Raw genomic sequence first — 15955 nt, 5'->3', positions numbered from 1 at the left:
GCCTCTTCGCGAGCAGGCTCGCTCCCACTTTGAAATGCATTCCCTGTGGGAGCGAGCCTGCTCGCGAAGGCTTCCGCACAAACACCCACGATCTCCCTGACTCCCTGTAAACTCCGCTATCTTTCGCCGACACTCAGGGAGCTCAAATGTCCGGTTCGATCCTCTATATCCACGGTTTCAACAGCGCCCCGGCCTCGAAAAAGGCCTGTCAGCTGGTAACGGTGATGGAGCAACTGGGTTTGAGCGACAAACTGCGTGTCCCGGCCCTGCATCACCATCCGCGCGAAGCCATCGGTCAGTTGGAGCAGGCAATCGCCGAGCTGGGCAGCCCGCTGCTGGTGGGAAGCTCACTCGGCGGCTACTATGCGACTCACCTGGCCGAGCGCCATGGCCTGAAAGCCCTGCTGGTCAACCCGGCGGTCAGCCCGCACCGGATGTTCGACGGCTATCTGGGCACGCAGAAAAACCTGTATACCGATGAAACCTGGGAATTGACCCACGACCATGTAACGGCCCTGGCCGAGCTGGAAGTGCCAGCACCTGTGGACGCCCAGCGCTATCAGGTATGGTTGCAGACCGGCGATGAAACACTGGATTATCGCCTCGCCCAGCAGTATTACCGCGCCTGTGCCTTGCGCATTCAGGCCGGCGGCGACCACAGTTTCCAAGGCTTTGCCGGTCAATTGCCGGCGTTGCTGAGTTTTGCCGGCATTGGTGCCGATGTGTATCAGGCAATCGATTTCACCGCATTGTGAAGTCTTGCCCCTATTTCATGAATGACTGACGACGAGACCCTATGGCCACTCCCAGCGCTAGCTCTTATAACGCCGACGCCATCGAAGTCCTCTCGGGCCTCGACCCGGTGCGCAAACGCCCCGGCATGTACACCGACACCAGTCGGCCGAACCACCTCGCCCAGGAAGTCATCGACAACAGTGTCGACGAAGCCTTGGCTGGCCACGCCAAATCGGTGCAGGTCATCCTGCACGCCGATCACTCGCTGGAAGTCAGCGATGACGGCCGTGGCATGCCGGTCGACATCCACCCGGAAGAGGGTGTGTCGGGCGTCGAACTGATCCTCACCAAGCTCCACGCGGGCGGCAAGTTTTCCAACAAGAACTACCAGTTCTCCGGCGGTCTGCACGGTGTGGGTATTTCTGTGGTCAACGCCTTGTCGACCGAAGTACGCGTGCGCGTAAAGCGTGACGGCAACGAATACCAGATGACGTTCGCCGATGGCTACAAAGCCACCGAGCTGGAAATCGTCGGCACCGTCGGCAAACGCAACACCGGCACCAGCGTGTACTTCGCGCCGGATCCGAAATACTTCGATTCACCAAAATTCTCCATCAGCCGCCTCAAGCACGTGCTCAAGGCCAAGGCTGTGCTGTGCCCGGGTCTGCTGGTCAGCTTCGAAGACAAAGGCACCGGCGAGAAAGTCGAGTGGCATTACGAAGACGGCCTGCGCTCGTATCTGGTCGACGCCGTCAACGAATTCGAACGCCTGCCGAACGAGCCGTTCTGCGGCGCGTTCGCCGGTAATAAAGAAGCCGTCGACTGGGCGCTGCTGTGGCTGCCGGAAGGTGGCGATGCGGTACAGGAAAGTTACGTCAACCTGATCCCGACGGCGCAGGGCGGCACCCACGTCAACGGTTTGCGTCAGGGCCTGCTCGATGCGATGCGAGAATTCTGCGAATTCCGCAGTCTGCTGCCACGCGGCGTGAAGCTGGCGCCGGAAGACGTCTGGGAGCGCATTGCGTTCGTCCTGTCGATGAAAATGCAGGAGCCGCAATTCTCCGGCCAGACCAAAGAACGACTGTCGTCCCGTGAAGCGGCGGCATTCGTCTCCGGTGTGGTTAAAGACGCCTTCAGCCTGTGGCTCAACGCCAACCCGGAAACCGGTCTGGCCCTGGCCGAACTGGCGATCAACAACGCCGGCCGTCGTCTCAAGGCTAGCAAGAAGGTCGAGCGCAAACGCGTCACCGCAGGCCCGGCATTGCCGGGCAAACTGGCGGATTGCGCCGGCCAGGATCCGATGCGCTCCGAACTGTTCCTCGTCGAAGGTGATTCCGCCGGCGGTTCCGCCAAGCAAGCGCGGGACAAGGAATTCCAGGCGATCCTGCCGTTGCGCGGCAAGATCCTCAACACTTGGGAAGTCGACGGCAGCGAAGTGCTCGCCAGTCAGGAAGTGCACAACATCGCCGTGGCTATCGGTGTCGATCCGGGCGCGGCGGACATGAGCCAGCTGCGCTACGGCAAGATCTGCATCCTCGCCGACGCCGACTCCGACGGTCTGCACATTGCCACGCTGCTGTGCGCGCTGTTCGTCCAGCATTTCCGCCCGCTGGTGGATGCCGGTCACGTCTACGTCGCCATGCCGCCGCTGTACCGTATCGACCTGGGCAAAGAGATCTACTACGCCCTCGACGAGGCCGAGCGCGACGGCATTCTCGATCGTCTGGTTGCCGAGAAGAAACGCGGCAAACCGCAGGTCACGCGATTCAAAGGTCTGGGTGAAATGAACCCGCCGCAGCTGCGTGAAACCACCATGGACCCGAACACTCGGCGTCTGGTGCAGCTGACGCTGGGCGAAGACTACGCCGAAACCTCGGAAATGATGGACATGCTGCTGGCGAAGAAACGCGCCGGCGACCGCAAAACCTGGCTGGAATCCAAAGGCAACCTCGCCGAGGTGCTGACCTGATGCACTTTGGCTGGGCCTTGGCGGGTGCGTTGCTGCTGAGTTCAATGAGCGTGTCGGCCGCGCCGATACAAGAGCTGCGCCTGCTCGCCGAGCATCCGGTCGACGGCATGCGCGGCGGCAACCTTTCGGGGCTGGCGCTGTGCGGTAACGAGTTGTGGACGGTGTCCGATCGCGATGACGATCAGATCTACCGTCTCAATACCGGCGACAAGGTCTGGCAGGCCGAAACCGTGCACATCGACGTCCCGCCGGTGCCTGACAGCGGTTTGCCGTGGGGCATCAGCTCGCGCACGTGGGCTGCATCGTTTGTGCGTGGCGGCGATCTGGATTTCGAAGGCATCACCTGCGACAACGCTGGCAATCGCTTCATCGTCAGCGAGGCCCACGCGGCCGTGTTGCAAGTGCCGCCACAAGGCCCGGCGTCATGGCTGAAAATCTCGCCAATGCTGGTGAAAGAAGCCCGCGCCAGTGGCATGTTGCTGCACTTCAATGCGCTGTTCGAAGGCTTGGCGATCAACCCGGCGGGCGATCAGATCTGGTTGGCCGCCGAGCGTGAGCGCCGTGGTCTGCTGACCATCAAGCGTCAGCAAACGGTCTGGGATTGCGACGGTGCCTGTGTTCTGTTCAGCGAAGCTGGCGTTGAAATGCAGCCGCCGCAGTTCCCCAAGGCTCGCGCCGTCACCCGTGATTTCGCCGATCTGTCGCTGTTCAACGGCAAGCTGTTCACGCTGGAACGAAATGCCTTCGAGATCTGCCGCCGCGACGCAGTCACGGCTAAAGTCGAGCAATGCTGGTCGTTCGCTGAAGATGCCTTGCAGCCGCAGCGCCAATACCCACAGGCCTACGGTCTGGCAGAAGCATTGGTGGTGGATGCACAGGGCGCGTGGATCGGTATCGACAACAATGAAGGCGTCCGCGCCGACGGCGAAAAACGCCCGATCATCTGGCGCTTTGCCGCGCCTGACGGTGGCTGGAGCGCCAAGCCATGAGCCAGCAGCCACCGGGCAAACGCGCCGGTCGCGTGCTGATGGTACTGGCCTGGTGCGCGGCGTTGTTTCTGGCCACGCGGTTTTTCGGCCAGTGGGAGCAACGCCAGCAGAATCCGAACGTGGTGGTCAGTTCGGAGCAGGGCGAAGGATTTATTGAGGTGAAACTGGCCGGCAATGCCCAAGGGCATTTTGTCGCCAGCGGTCAGATCAACGGTGAGCCGGTGGAGTTCATGCTCGACACCGGCGCCACTGACGTGGCGATCCCGGCGGATCTGGCCAAGCGTTTGAAGCTGGAAGAAGGTTTCGGCGTGACCCTGAGCACGGCCAACGGCCTGAGCCAGGGCTATCGGACAAAAATTGCCCGCCTGCAATTGGGCGACATCGTGCTGCGGGACGTCCGCGCACTGGTGGCGCCGGGGTTGCATGGCGATCAGGTGCTGCTCGGCATGAGCGCCTTGAACAAACTTGAATTTACTCAGCGCGGTGGCACCATGTTGCTGCGCCAGACAACGAACCGATGAGGCCTGCATGAGCAATCCCCTTGATCTCAGCCTGGACGGTGTAGAACGCCGGTCGCTGGCTGACTTCACCGAAAGTGCCTACCTCAACTACTCCATGTACGTGATCATGGACCGTGCGCTGCCGCATATCGGCGACGGTCTGAAACCGGTACAGCGTCGCATCATTTATGCGATGAGCGAGTTGGGCCTGGACGCCGATTCCAAGCACAAGAAATCGGCGCGTACCGTCGGTGACGTGCTCGGTAAGTTTCACCCGCACGGTGACTCGGCGTGCTACGAAGCGATGGTGCTGATGGCTCAGCCGTTCAGCTATCGCTACACGCTGGTCGACGGCCAGGGTAACTGGGGTGCGCCGGACGATCCGAAGTCCTTCGCCGCCATGCGTTACACCGAAGCGCGCCTGTCGCGTTATTCCGAAGTGCTGCTCAGCGAACTGGGCCAAGGCACTGCCGACTGGGGCCCGAACTTCGATGGCACCCTGCAGGAACCGCTGGTATTGCCGGCGCGCCTGCCGAACATTCTGCTCAACGGCACCACCGGCATCGCCGTGGGCATGGCCACCGATGTGCCGCCGCACAACCTGCGGGAAGTCGCCACTGCTTGCGTGCGTCTGCTCGATGAGCCGAAAGCCACCGTCGAACAGCTCTGCGAGCATATTCAGGGCCCGGACTATCCGACCGAAGCGGAAATCATCACGCCGCGCGCCGACCTGCTGAAAATGTACGAAACCGGCAAGGGATCGGTACGCATGCGCGCCGTGTACCACGTCGAGGATGGCGACATCATCGTCACCGCGCTGCCGCACCAGGTTTCCGGTGCGAAAGTGCTGGAGCAGATCGCCGCGCTGATGCAGGCGAAACCGTCGAAAGCGCCGCAGATCGCGGACCTGCGTGACGAATCCGATCACGAAAACCCGTGCCGCATCGTCATCATTCCGGTCAACAGCCGCGTCGATCACGATGCGCTGATGCAGCACCTGTTCGCCAGCACCGAGCTGGAGTCGACCTACCGGGTCAACGTCAACATCATCGGTCTGGACGGCAAACCGCAACTGAAAAACCTCCGCGCCTTGCTGGTCGAATGGCTGGAATTCCGCGTGCAGACCGTGCGTCGCCGCCTGCAATTCCGCCTCGATAAAGTCGAGCGTCGTCTGCACCTGTTGGACGGTTTGTTGATTGCCTACCTCAACCTGGATGAAGTGATCCACATCATCCGTACCGAGGAACACCCGAAAGCCAAGCTGATCGAGCGTTTCGCCCTCAGCGAGATTCAGGCCGACTACATCCTCGACACCCGTCTGCGTCAGTTGGCGCGACTGGAAGAGATGAAGCTGCGCGACGAGCAGGACGAACTGCTCAAGGAACAAGCCAAGCTGCAAGCGTTGCTGGGCAGCGAAGCCAAGTTGAAGAAACTGGTGCGCACCGAGCTGATCAAGGACGCCGAAACCTATGGCGACGACCGCCGTTCGCCAATCGTCGAGCGCAGCGAAGCCAAAGCGTTGACCGAGCATGATCTGCTGCCGAACGAGAAAGTCACCGTCGTGCTGTCGGAAAAAGGCTGGATCCGTTCGGCCAAAGGTCACGACATCGACGCGACCGGCCTGTCCTATAAGGCTGGCGACGGCTTCAAGACCTCGGCGGCGGGGCGTTCCAACCAGTCTGCCGTGGTGATCGACTCCACCGGCCGCAGCTATTCGGTCGCCGCGCACACGTTGCCGTCGGCGCGTGGCCAGGGCGAACCGTTGACCGGCCGTCTGACGCCGCCACCGGGCGCCTCGTTTGAATGCGTGCTGATGCCGGAAGACGACGCGTTGTACGTGATCGCCTCCGACGCCGGTTACGGTTTCGTCGTGAAAGGCGAAGACCTGCAAGCCAAGAACAAGGCCGGTAAAGCCCTGTTGAGCCTGCCGAATAACGCCAAAGTCATCGCGCCGCGTCCAGTGGCTGATCGTGAGCACAACTGGCTGGCCTCGGTCACGACCGAAGGTCGCCTGCTGATCTTCAAGATCAGCGATCTGCCACAATTAGGGAAGGGCAAAGGCAACAAGATCATCGGTATTTCCGGTGAACGTGTGGCCAGTCGTGAAGAATATGTCACGGACATCGCCGTCATTCCGGAAGGCGCCACGTTGGTGTTGCAGGCCGGAAAACGGACTCTGTCGCTGAAGGCCGACGACCTCGAACACTACAAAGGTGAGCGTGGACGTCGTGGCAATAAGCTACCTAGGGGCTTCCAGAGAGTGGATGCGCTGCTCGTCGAAAACCTCAATTAGGCGTCCTAGAGGCGTCGATCCACGATTTAACGCGTAGATCGACGCTTTGGCGCTGGAGTCGGAACGCATATTCACGGATGATATGGCCTTTCAAGCGCCGGCGTGGCCGAGCGTTCTTCATATTTATTGAGTATTTTCACTGTGGTCAGCCTTGTGGCGGCCACCTGGACGGGATGATGACTGCGCTACGCCTTCCACTTATTTTGTTGCTCGCCGGCGTTCTTGGCCTGGCGGGTTGCAGCGTTCACCAGCCGGTGTCGCTGTATCAACTGGACAGCGGAAGTCCGGTTCAGCCTGCGCAAAGCGCGGGCATGGCGGTTCTGCTGGGCCCGGTAGTCGTCGCCGATTACCTGCAACGTGAAACACTGCTGCAACGTCAACCGGACGGCAGCCTGCAAGCGGCGACCGATGGTCGTTGGGCCGGCAGCCTTTCGTCAGATATCGATCAGTTGTTGATGCGTCAGGTCGCGGGTCACCTCGACAGCCAACGTGTGGTGCTGGCACCGGCCACTAGCGGGTTTACCCCGGATGTGCAGGTGTTGCTGACCATCACGCGTCTGGACTCCGGCGTTAAACAACCGGCGATTCTGGATGCGCAGTGGCGTTTGATTGACCGTCGTGGTCAGGTGCGGGATAACCGCATCATTCATCTGCAAGAGCTGCATGCGGGCAGTACGGCTTCGCAGGTTCAGGCGCAGGGGATTTTGTTGCAGCGTCTGGCTGAGCAATTGTCGGTGGCGTTGAAGCCGTTGGCTAATCAGCCTCCGGTGGCTGAAGCGCCGCGTAAGTCGGCACCGAAACCGGCAGCGCCGGCTGCGGACGCGGATAAGCAGCCGAAGATTCCGATGGCTTCGCCGATTCGGACGGATATGGAAGTGTTCCGCTTCTGACGCTGGATCGAGTTAAAACAGAGCCCGCCTTGTGCGGGCTTTGTTGTGTCTGGGCCTCCAGATCTTCGTCGTCAGTGCTGGCCCCTTCGCGAGCAAGCCCGCTCCCACAGGGTTCTCGGCTGCCCATTCTGTCGAGGACACCCACGCCACTGTGGGAGCGGGCTTGCTCGCGAAGAGGGCCGCTTAGGCGGCAAAAGATCGCAGCCTGCGGCAGCTCCTACAGGTTTGGGGTGTTACGCGGATGGTATGGGCACCACAAATCCCTGTAGGAGCTGCCGAAGGCTGCGATCTTTTCGGCAGGCAACAAAAAAGCCCGCAAACAATTACTCGTCTGCGGGCTTCTGTGTTTCAGGCCGAAGGCTTAAGCCCGACGCTCATGCATCCGCGCCAGTTGCCGTTCCAGCATCGACGGATAAGGCTCCATCAACCGCTCCACACAGCAAGCGCCCTCAGGGCTGGCGATCGGGCGGATTCGCGCGCGTTGGCGGATCAGCGCGTCGTCACCAATTTTGCGTTCCACCAGTAGCAGATTGCGGCTGTGCTGCGACAGGGCCAAAGCATCCTGCGCCGAATCCGTCAGCAGCAGATCGATCTGGCTCAACCCAAACAGCTCATCGCCCAAGGTCAGGCCCAACTGCAATTGCAGGGTGATGCCGCTGTCCGCGACTTCAATCTGCAACTGATGGCCCAGCGCGCGCAGCAGCTCGCCGCAGCAGATCGCGTTGGTCAGGTAGTCGTCGCCACTGTCTTCGGTGTGGAACAGCATCAGCGTGCTGCCGTCGTTCAAGGTTTCGATTTCACCCTGATACAACGAAGCCGCCTGATCGAGACAGTCGCGATAACGTTCCAGCAATTCTTCCAGACGCGCACGCGGCAGGCGACGCAGTTGTTCCTGCGAACCCAGCTGCACGGCGAGCACCGCACTGTGTTGCGGCACGCTCGGCGTGGCTTTGCGCACGACCGGTTGCGGTGCTGCATCGAGCGATTCGTCGCGCAGATCGGCAAACGCGTCGTCGTCTTCATCGTCTTCAACGGTGCTGACGACGTGGCGTGGCGCCGGTTTCTGGGCGGCCATCGGACGGGTTTCGTCGAAGCTCGGATCGCGCAGGTTGCGCACTTCGAACTCGGGCTCGTCGTCCTCTTCTTCGAATTCCGGCTCGGGTTCCGGTTCAGGCACTGGCGCCGGCTCGGGGGCGTAGTTGGCGTTCAGTTGACGCGCCAGATCGCCGATCTCGTCCTGACGATCAGTGCCTGGCGTGTACTCGTCGATGTTGCGCAGCCACACGCGCAATTGCAGCAGTGGCGTCGACAGATTACGGCCAATACGCAGGCTCAAGGCCAGCGACAGCGCCAACAGAATCCCGCTGAGAATGCCCATGCTTTGCAGGCTGATGGTCATCGGCTGCTGGAACTGATCCATGTCGAGGCTGATGCGCAGTTGCCCGGCGGTCACGTCCTGGAACGTGATCTTGCTCTCGTACATGCCTTCGGCTTCGCCCAACAGGCTGTGCTTGGGCCGCTGACCGGACTCGGCGAGGATGCGGTTATCCACGCTGTAGATCGCCGCGTGGGCCACCAGTTTGTTCTTGGTCAGGTTGTTGAGCAGCACGTTGAGGCTGAGGATGTCGTTGGACACCAACAGCTCCGTGGCAGAGGTCGCGGTCTGCGTGGTCAGGCTTTCGCCCAGCGCATCGGCCTGCTGGTGCATGGCCTGCTTGAATTGCAAACCCATCACGCCGGCATAGATCACCAGGGCCAGAGCGACCAGGATCACGTTATGGCTGGCAATGCGCAATGCAATCGGTACACGGCGGTGGCGCAGTGCACGGAAGATCAGCAGGAAGAAGTTATCGGTTTTAACTGGCGTGGGCCGGTTCACTGAGCTCGGCTCTTTTGTCCGTGAAGTTGACGCGCAGTATAGCGACAGGCCCTAGACCGGCAAAGCGCTGACGGTGCCCGATGGTCACTGAAAGTGGGTAGAATGCGGTTTTTTTCCAGTTGCGGGGGTGCGCGTTGCGCGAAATCGTCCTGATTAACATCACGGGAGTCGACCGTCCGGGTCTGACGGCAGCCATTACCGGTGTTCTGGCACAAGGTGGTGTGAACATTCTCGATATCGGTCAGGCGGTGATCCACGACACCCTGTCGTTCGGCATCCTGGTTGAAATTCCCGACTCCGAGCAAGGCAAATCCGTGCTCAAGGACATCCTGTTCAAGGGCTACGAGCTCGACCAGCAGGTGCGCTTCACCCCGGTGTCCGAAGAGGATTACCAGCAATGGGTGGGCAACCAGGGCAAAAAACGCCACATCGTGACCTTGCTGACCCGCAAGGTGACCGCCGGCCAATTGCAGGCCGTCAGCTCTATCACTGCTAAATACGGTTTGAACATCGACCACATCGACCGTCTGTCGGGTCGTATGCCGCTGGACACGCCTGCGGACAAGGGCAAGGGCTGCATCGAGTTTTCCGTGCGTGGCGAAGCGGCCGATCCGCAGGCCTTGCGCGCCGAATTCCTCAGCGTCGCCCAAGAGCTGAACGTCGACATCGCCTTCCAGGAAGACTCGCTGTTCCGTCGCAACCGTCGTCTGGCCGTGTTCGACATGGACTCGACGCTGATCGAAGCGGAAGTGATCGATGAGCTGGCCAAGGCTGCCGGTGTCGGCGAACAGGTGTCGGCCATCACTGAACGTGCGATGTCCGGCGAACTGGATTTCCGCGCCAGTTTCAAAGAACGTCTGGCGCTGCTCAAAGGCCTCGACGTCAGCGTGCTCGATTCGATCGGCGCGTCGTTGCGTCTGACCGAAGGCGCGGAAACGTTGTTTGCCGAACTCAAGCGTCTGGGCTACAAGACCGCGATCCTGTCTGGCGGCTTCACCTATTTCGCCAAACAATTGCAGGCCAAACTCGGCATCGACTACGTGTTCGCCAACGAACTGGAAGTGGTCGACGGCAAGTGCACCGGCGTAGCGATCGAGCCGATTGTCGATGCGCAGCGTAAGGCTGATTTGCTGAAAGAGTTGGCGCACAAGGAAGGTTTGCGTCTGGAGCAGACCATTGCCGTGGGCGATGGCGCGAACGATCTGCCGATGCTGGCAATTGCCGGGTTGGGCGTGGCGTTCCGCGCCAAGCCGTTGGTGAAACAATCGGCGAAGCAGGCGATTTCGACGTTGGGTCTTGATGGTGTGCTGTATTTGCTGGGCTTCCGTGATCGTGACGGACAGCTTTAAGATTTTTGCTGTCTGAGCTGGCCTCTTCGCGAGCAAGCCCGCTCCCACATTGGAATGCATTTCAAATGTGGGAGCGGGCTTGCTCGCGAAGGCCGCGCCTCGGTCTAGAGTGACTTCCACAACGAATCAAAATCCTCCTCGCTCCCGCCATTCTGCGCGGCTTCCAGCGAGCGGTAAGCAAACTGATTAAAACTGTGCGTACTCGCCACCCGCCGATCCAGCCCGGCGCGGTGTTCTTCGCCGTGGGTGTTGATCAAGATTTTGCTGCCTTCCTGAAACGGCAGACGCGGTGCGAGCAGTGTCGCGGGCACGTCGATGGCGCTGATCTCCGGCAACAATAATCCACGCAAATACTGGCTGTGATCGTCCCGCGAACGCACCAGTTGCAAGCCGCAGGGCTGGGCGTGTGGCGCCACCAGTTCAATGCCCATTTGCGTGCCGCCGCCGCGCACCTGACGAATCCAGCGAATCACCGCGATGCTCCAGCCCAGGCTGACGCTGTCCTGAATGCCGAGCATTTCCCCGGCCTGCAATTCGGCGGGGACTTCTTTCGGCCAGCCTAAACAGTAGCCGCCGGGGCTGTGATTGATCACGGGCAATGCGTAGGTCGGATAGTGCGGTGCAGCGTCGGCGCTGCTTTCGTCTTCGCCGAGGTGGTCGTACTGGATTTCTTCGTAGGGCAAAAACTCCTCGTTATTCTGTGGCGCCGAATCGAAGGCCTGGCTCCAACTGTCCTTTTCACCTTGAACCACGGCGTGGCTGAAATTCGCTGCGCGGGCGCCGGGATGTTTGAGCATGTCGCTGAAACTGCGCTCGCCGCCAAGGTAGAAGTGCAGGGCGCTCATGCCCACGCACACGGTCAGATTGCCTTGGCCGACGGTGCGCTGAAAACTGCGCTCGGCCGCTTCGCCCCACGTCGCGTGTAAATGTTGCAGCGTGTCGAAACTCAGTCCGGTCGGGACGGGCAAAGGCTTGGACGTGTCCTGATGCAGCAAATGCGCTTCGAGGGTATTCACCAGCGGTTGCGGATCGAAGCCGAGCAAACTGGCGCGTTGCTCACTGCGGAACATGCTGCGGTAACGCGGGCCGATATCGAGTTCGGCGCTGATCGCAAACAGGCCGTCGTCGGGCGTACCGGGGTGCAGCTTGAGCAGGGCGCTCCATGGTTCAAGCACTTCGGCAAGGCGGGCGATCTGGTTCTGGCGCAGTTGATTGCAGCGGGCGCTGCCGAGGAGCAGGGCGGCGATGTAAGTTTGTTCGAGGCTCAGCTCGGTGGTCAGGCTGGCCAGATCGTCATGCACGCGCCGCTGTTGCAGCTGCAATTCACACGCGATGCGATAGAGCTGATGCAGTTCAAACCACAGATGCTCTGGCGGCGGACTGTACAGCTGCGTGGCACGAACCAATTGACCCTTCAACGCATGCGCCGCTCGCTGCAACGCTAAACCGAGCAGCGCCGCACGATCCTTGCTGTACTTCGGCGCGATCCTCAGGACGATCTGTTTGTAACCGATCGCCAAATGACTTTGCAGAGCCTGACACAGATTGCTGATCTTGCGCGAACGCTCATCGAGCATGATCGCCTGATGCAGGAAATGTCGCTCCAGATGCTGGCAGACGAAATACACCTCGGGCCGCAGCAATTCGAGCAGTTGCAGACGGTTGTCGCTGGGGGTGAGCAATTGGTTGAGTTCGCCGAGGCCTTGATACAGCTGGCGGGCGGTTTCGCCGATGTTGGCCTTGGGCAGGCCGGCGATCCAGCGCTTGAGGTCGCGCGGGGTGGCTTCGCAAAATAACAGGCGCGGCTGATTCGGGGTCGGGGCGCGCAGCTGTGGGGGAGAGATGGTCTGGCTCATGCCAAAAACCATAGCAGCAAATAAGCGAGCGGGTGTTCTGCCTCAACGCATCGTCATTGAAGATGCACACAAAACAACGTGTAGGAGCTGCCGCAGGCTGCGATCTTTTGATCTTAAAACCAGGATCAAAAGATCGCAGCCTGCGGCAGCTCCTACAGGATTGCGTGTTTCTAGAATCAGGCGTTTGGCAGTGCCAGGCCTTGGCCCATCTGCACTGGCGAACCGGCAACCAGTTCTTCAGCCCACTTCACCTGATCCGGGCCGAACAGCACGATGGCCGTCGAGCCCAGTTTGAAGCGGCCCAGTTCAGCACCTTTCTCCAGATGGATCGGCGCACGCGCGGCTTCGTCGTAGCGGAAGGTTTTCAGCTCACGCTTCGGCGGGGTGACCAGACCGGCCCACACGGTTTCGATCGAAGCGACGATCATCGCGCCGACCAGCACTACCGCCATCGGGCCGCGCTCGGTGTCGAAAATGCACGCCACGCGCTCGTTGCGAGCGAACAGTTCCGGCACGTTTTCAGCGGTGGTCTGATTCACCGAGAAAATCCGGCCCGGGATGTAGACCATCTCGCGCAGGGTGCCGGCCAGCGGCATGTGCACGCGGTGGTAGTCCTTCGGCGACAGGTAAATAGTGGCGAAGTCGCCGCCCATGAACGGTGCCGCGTTGGCCGCATCACCGCCGAGCAGTTCGAGGACGCTGAAGCTGTGGCCCTTGGCCTGGAACACGCGACCGTGTTCGATCGGGCCGAGCTGGCTGACCGCACCGTCGGCCGGGCTGAGGATCGCGCCCGGGGTTTCGTCCAGCGGACGCGCGCCGTCTTTCAGGGCGCGGGTGAAGAAGGCGTTGAAGTGCTCGTAAGCGGTCAGGTCACTCCACCAGCGCTTGCGACATGTCGACTTGATAACGCTTGGCGAACCACTGGGTGAACGCATTCTTGAACCAGCGCACGCGGCACTCGGCAACGCAGCCGGCCAGGCGCGACAGCAGGTGATGAGGCAGCAGGTACTGACTGAGGATAAACAGACGCTCTTTCATTAGTTGTCCTTAAAACCTTAAATCTCGACTGGCGTGTCAGGGTGGTTGCCCCATTCGCCCCAGGAACCGGCGTAGCCTTTTACCCGCGGATAACCGAGGGATTTGGCCACCAGATAAGTGAAGCCCGACCGGTGATGGGTCTGGCAGTGGGTAATGATTTCTTTGTCCTTGGTGATCCCGAGGTCTTCGAGGATCTGCGGCATGTCGCTGCGAATGCGCAACTGACGCGCCTTGTCCATGCCCGCCGTCCATTCGAAATTGACCGCGCCGGGAATGTGCCCGGCCTTGGCGGCCAGCACTTTCTCGCCGGAGTATTCCAGCGGCCCGCGCGCATCCCAGATTGCCAGATCGGCAGCCCCGAGACGGCTTTGCAGGTATTCACGGGTCGCGGTCGGTTCGTCGTGCAGGGTCAACGGCAGTGGGCCGCCGACGGCTGCCGGCACCTGAATCGACATCGGCATGCCATCCGCCAGCCACGCCGGCAAACCACCGTCTATATAGTGGTATTTGTGGTGACCGATCACGTCGAGCAACCAGATGAAGCGTCCGGCCCAGCCGCCGCCCTCATCGTCGTAAACCACGTAGACCGCGTCCTTGCGATGGCCCAACTCGCCGAACAATGCTTCCAGATCGGCTTTGGCCGGCAGCAAACCCGGCGCCGGCGGCTGGCCGAGCTGGGTACGCTTGGGGTCGACAAAGCGCGCGCCGGGGAGATGTCCCTCGGTGTAGCGGGCGGCACTGGTCAGATCCACCAGAATCAGCTCTTCAGACTCAAGCCGAGGCAGCAGGTCGCTCGGTTCGATGACGAGCGGCAAGCCAGAGAAGTCAGACATGCGAGGTCTCCAGAGCACAAAGGGGAGGATTGTAGCGCAGCCTCATCGGCCACGGCTGCTAAAGCTGTACAGGGCTTTTTCGATGCACTGCGCGGTTTTGCCAAAGGCCTGCACGGTGATGTCGGCAAACGGCCCGCCGCCCTGATCGGCGACAACGATCATGATCACCCGGCCATTGTTGACCAATGAGCGCAGGAACAAATGCTCACCGCGAAACAACGTGCGCAGGCCCGGCGGCAGCAGGGCGGAGAACTGCGCGTTGTTGTCCGGGTTGATCCGCACCTGCGCTTGTTGCGCGAGCAAACGTTGCAGCACGCTGCTCTGGCTGACGACAAAATTCAGCGCTGCCGCTTCTTTCGGCAGGCCGAAGGTTTGATTCACGCGCAGATTGGATTGTGTGCGGTCAGCCATCAGGATCATCACCCGACGCATGCCGCTGGCCACCAGCGCATCGCGGGCGGCGACGGTCAGGCTCATGGCATTGGTGAAGCGGCTCGGCTCAGCCAGCAGTTCGGCGCATTGCTTACGCCACTGGCCCAGGTCTTCAGAGGTCGGCGCGGCGGCGGGCAGCATGCCGGCCGGCAAGCGACGGGTGCCCCACGGCCACAACAGCGAAACGGCCGGGTGCCACAAATCAGGCATCGCATGTTGCCGGGCACTGTTCGCGGCTTGTTGGTGCAACTGTTGCTGCACCTCGTCCATGGAAATCTGCAGATACAGGCTGGTCAGGTATTGCCAGCGCTCACTGTGCGGACTGTCCCAAGCCTGTTGCGCCGACAGCGCCAGACCGTTGGCAAGCAGCACGGTGTTGGCCGGTTGGTTGAGCCAGCGGCGCAAAGTCGGGTCATCGTCGAGGCGATTTTGCTGGCGCAGCGGGTGTTCGCTGTCGCGGGCGATGCGCAGCACTTTGACCAGTTCACGCTGTTCGCTGAGCAGCAATTTATAGCCTTGCTGCACCCAGATCGGCAGGTGCCAGACCGCAACCAGCGCTTCCGCGATCCGCAGCAGGCGCACGCCGAACAATTGCTTTTCGACGGTGCGTGCCGACTCGCCCTTGTGGATAACCCGCAGCTCCCACTCTTCGAGCAACTGTGGATAAGTCAGCGCCAGTGGCCACAGTGGCGACAGAAACAACAGGCTGCCCCAATGAATGTCCTGCCACAGCCGCGCCAGGCGACTGGCGAAAAAGCCATTGGCCTGTTGCGTCGCGTGCTGGCTGATCATCTGCAATTGGCGCAGGGCCTTGGGAATTTGCATCTGCGGTTGGGCCGGCAGGCGCGCGAGCAACTCTTCGGTGCGGGCGAGGCCGAGACGATTGATCGCCACTTCAAGATTTTCCGCCGGCGTGCCCATGTTGCCGTGGGTGTGACGATTGGCCTCACGGATGATGCTCAAGGCCAGCGCCGGGCTGTCCTGCATCAAATCGGCGATGTCGCGCAGCGAGCTGCGGTTATCGCGGATCGCGCGACAGACTTTGTCGTGTGCCTCTTGCGGCACCGGCAGGCGAACGCTGTCGAGCAGCTTGACCCAGCCTTCGAGGGTGGTCGGTTTTGCGTGTGGGACGTTCGTTTCATTAGCCATGTCTGGACGGGATCTTCATCTGCTTTAGACGCGCCCGGCATGG

General features: G+C 61.0%; 11 protein-coding genes and 1 pseudogene. 7 read left to right on the top strand and 5 right to left on the bottom strand.

Annotated features, from left to right (window positions below):
• Positions 1 to 146: 146 nt before the first annotated feature.
• The 6 genes from ACZZ0D_RS21590 to ACZZ0D_RS21565 all read left to right on the top strand — a co-directional run bounded on the left by ACZZ0D_RS21590 (position 147) and on the right by ACZZ0D_RS21565 (position 7376).
• Positions 147 to 755 carry a YqiA/YcfP family alpha/beta fold hydrolase gene (locus ACZZ0D_RS21590; RefSeq protein ID WP_053116746.1) on the top strand — a complete coding sequence of 203 codons (609 nt, stop codon included), beginning with the start codon at positions 147 to 149 and terminating at the stop codon, positions 753 to 755.
• A gap of 41 nt (positions 756 to 796) precedes the next feature.
• Positions 797 to 2704, top strand: a complete 1908-nt coding sequence (parE, locus tag ACZZ0D_RS21585) for a DNA topoisomerase IV subunit B (protein WP_053116747.1) — start codon at positions 797 to 799, stop codon at positions 2702 to 2704.
• Positions 2704 to 3693, top strand: a complete 990-nt coding sequence (locus tag ACZZ0D_RS21580; protein ID WP_463554240.1) for an esterase-like activity of phytase family protein — start codon at positions 2704 to 2706, stop codon at positions 3691 to 3693. Before parE ends, ACZZ0D_RS21580 begins: the two co-directional genes overlap by 1 nt.
• Positions 3690 to 4214: a retropepsin-like aspartic protease family protein gene (locus ACZZ0D_RS21575; RefSeq protein ID WP_463554239.1), complete on the top strand. Its 525-nt coding sequence runs from the start codon at positions 3690 to 3692 to the stop codon at positions 4212 to 4214. The genes ACZZ0D_RS21580 and ACZZ0D_RS21575 overlap by 4 nt, the downstream gene beginning before the upstream one ends.
• A 7-nt stretch (positions 4215 to 4221) precedes the next feature.
• Positions 4222 to 6486 (top strand): DNA topoisomerase IV subunit A, encoded by a 2265-nt coding sequence (gene parC / locus ACZZ0D_RS21570; protein ID WP_053116750.1) that lies wholly within the window; start codon positions 4222 to 4224, stop codon positions 6484 to 6486.
• A gap of 176 nt (positions 6487 to 6662) precedes the next feature.
• Positions 6663 to 7376, top strand: coding sequence for a PqiC family protein (locus tag ACZZ0D_RS21565; protein WP_053116751.1), 714 nt, complete (start codon positions 6663 to 6665; stop codon positions 7374 to 7376).
• A gap of 361 nt (positions 7377 to 7737) precedes the next feature.
• Here ACZZ0D_RS21565 and ACZZ0D_RS21560 read toward each other — a convergent pair whose 3' ends face one another.
• Positions 7738 to 9255 carry an AhpA/YtjB family protein gene (locus ACZZ0D_RS21560; protein WP_463554238.1) on the bottom strand — a complete coding sequence of 506 codons (1518 nt, stop codon included), beginning with the start codon at positions 9253 to 9255 and terminating at the stop codon, positions 7738 to 7740.
• A 134-nt stretch (positions 9256 to 9389) separates the two neighbouring features.
• Between ACZZ0D_RS21560 and serB the strand changes: the two genes are divergently transcribed.
• Entirely contained in the window at positions 9390 to 10604 is a 1215-nt protein-coding gene (serB, locus tag ACZZ0D_RS21555; RefSeq protein ID WP_053116753.1) for a phosphoserine phosphatase SerB, read from the top strand.
• A 104-nt stretch (positions 10605 to 10708) separates the two neighbouring features.
• Here serB and ACZZ0D_RS21550 read toward each other — a convergent pair whose 3' ends face one another.
• From ACZZ0D_RS21550 to ACZZ0D_RS21535, 4 genes and pseudogenes are all read right to left on the bottom strand, one after another.
• Positions 10709 to 12460, bottom strand: a complete 1752-nt coding sequence (locus tag ACZZ0D_RS21550) for a molecular chaperone (protein WP_463554237.1) — start codon at positions 12458 to 12460, stop codon at positions 10709 to 10711.
• A gap of 176 nt (positions 12461 to 12636) precedes the next feature.
• Positions 12637 to 13498: pseudogene (asd, locus tag ACZZ0D_RS21545) on the bottom strand (archaetidylserine decarboxylase).
• Positions 13499 to 13515: 17 nt separating this feature from the next.
• Positions 13516 to 14331 carry a rhodanese-like domain-containing protein gene (gene rhdA / locus ACZZ0D_RS21540; RefSeq protein WP_212544898.1) on the bottom strand — a complete coding sequence of 272 codons (816 nt, stop codon included), beginning with the start codon at positions 14329 to 14331 and terminating at the stop codon, positions 13516 to 13518.
• A gap of 42 nt (positions 14332 to 14373) precedes the next feature.
• On the bottom strand, positions 14374 to 15912 hold the full coding sequence (locus ACZZ0D_RS21535; protein WP_463554236.1) for an HDOD domain-containing protein: 1539 nt from the start codon (positions 15910 to 15912) through the stop codon (positions 14374 to 14376).
• Between the last annotated feature and the right edge of the window lie 43 nt (positions 15913 to 15955).

It is taken from the genome of Pseudomonas sp. AC193, assembly GCF_979258075.1.
Note: the sequence above shows the minus strand (reverse complement) of the source record. Positions and strands in the feature narration are given on the sequence as shown.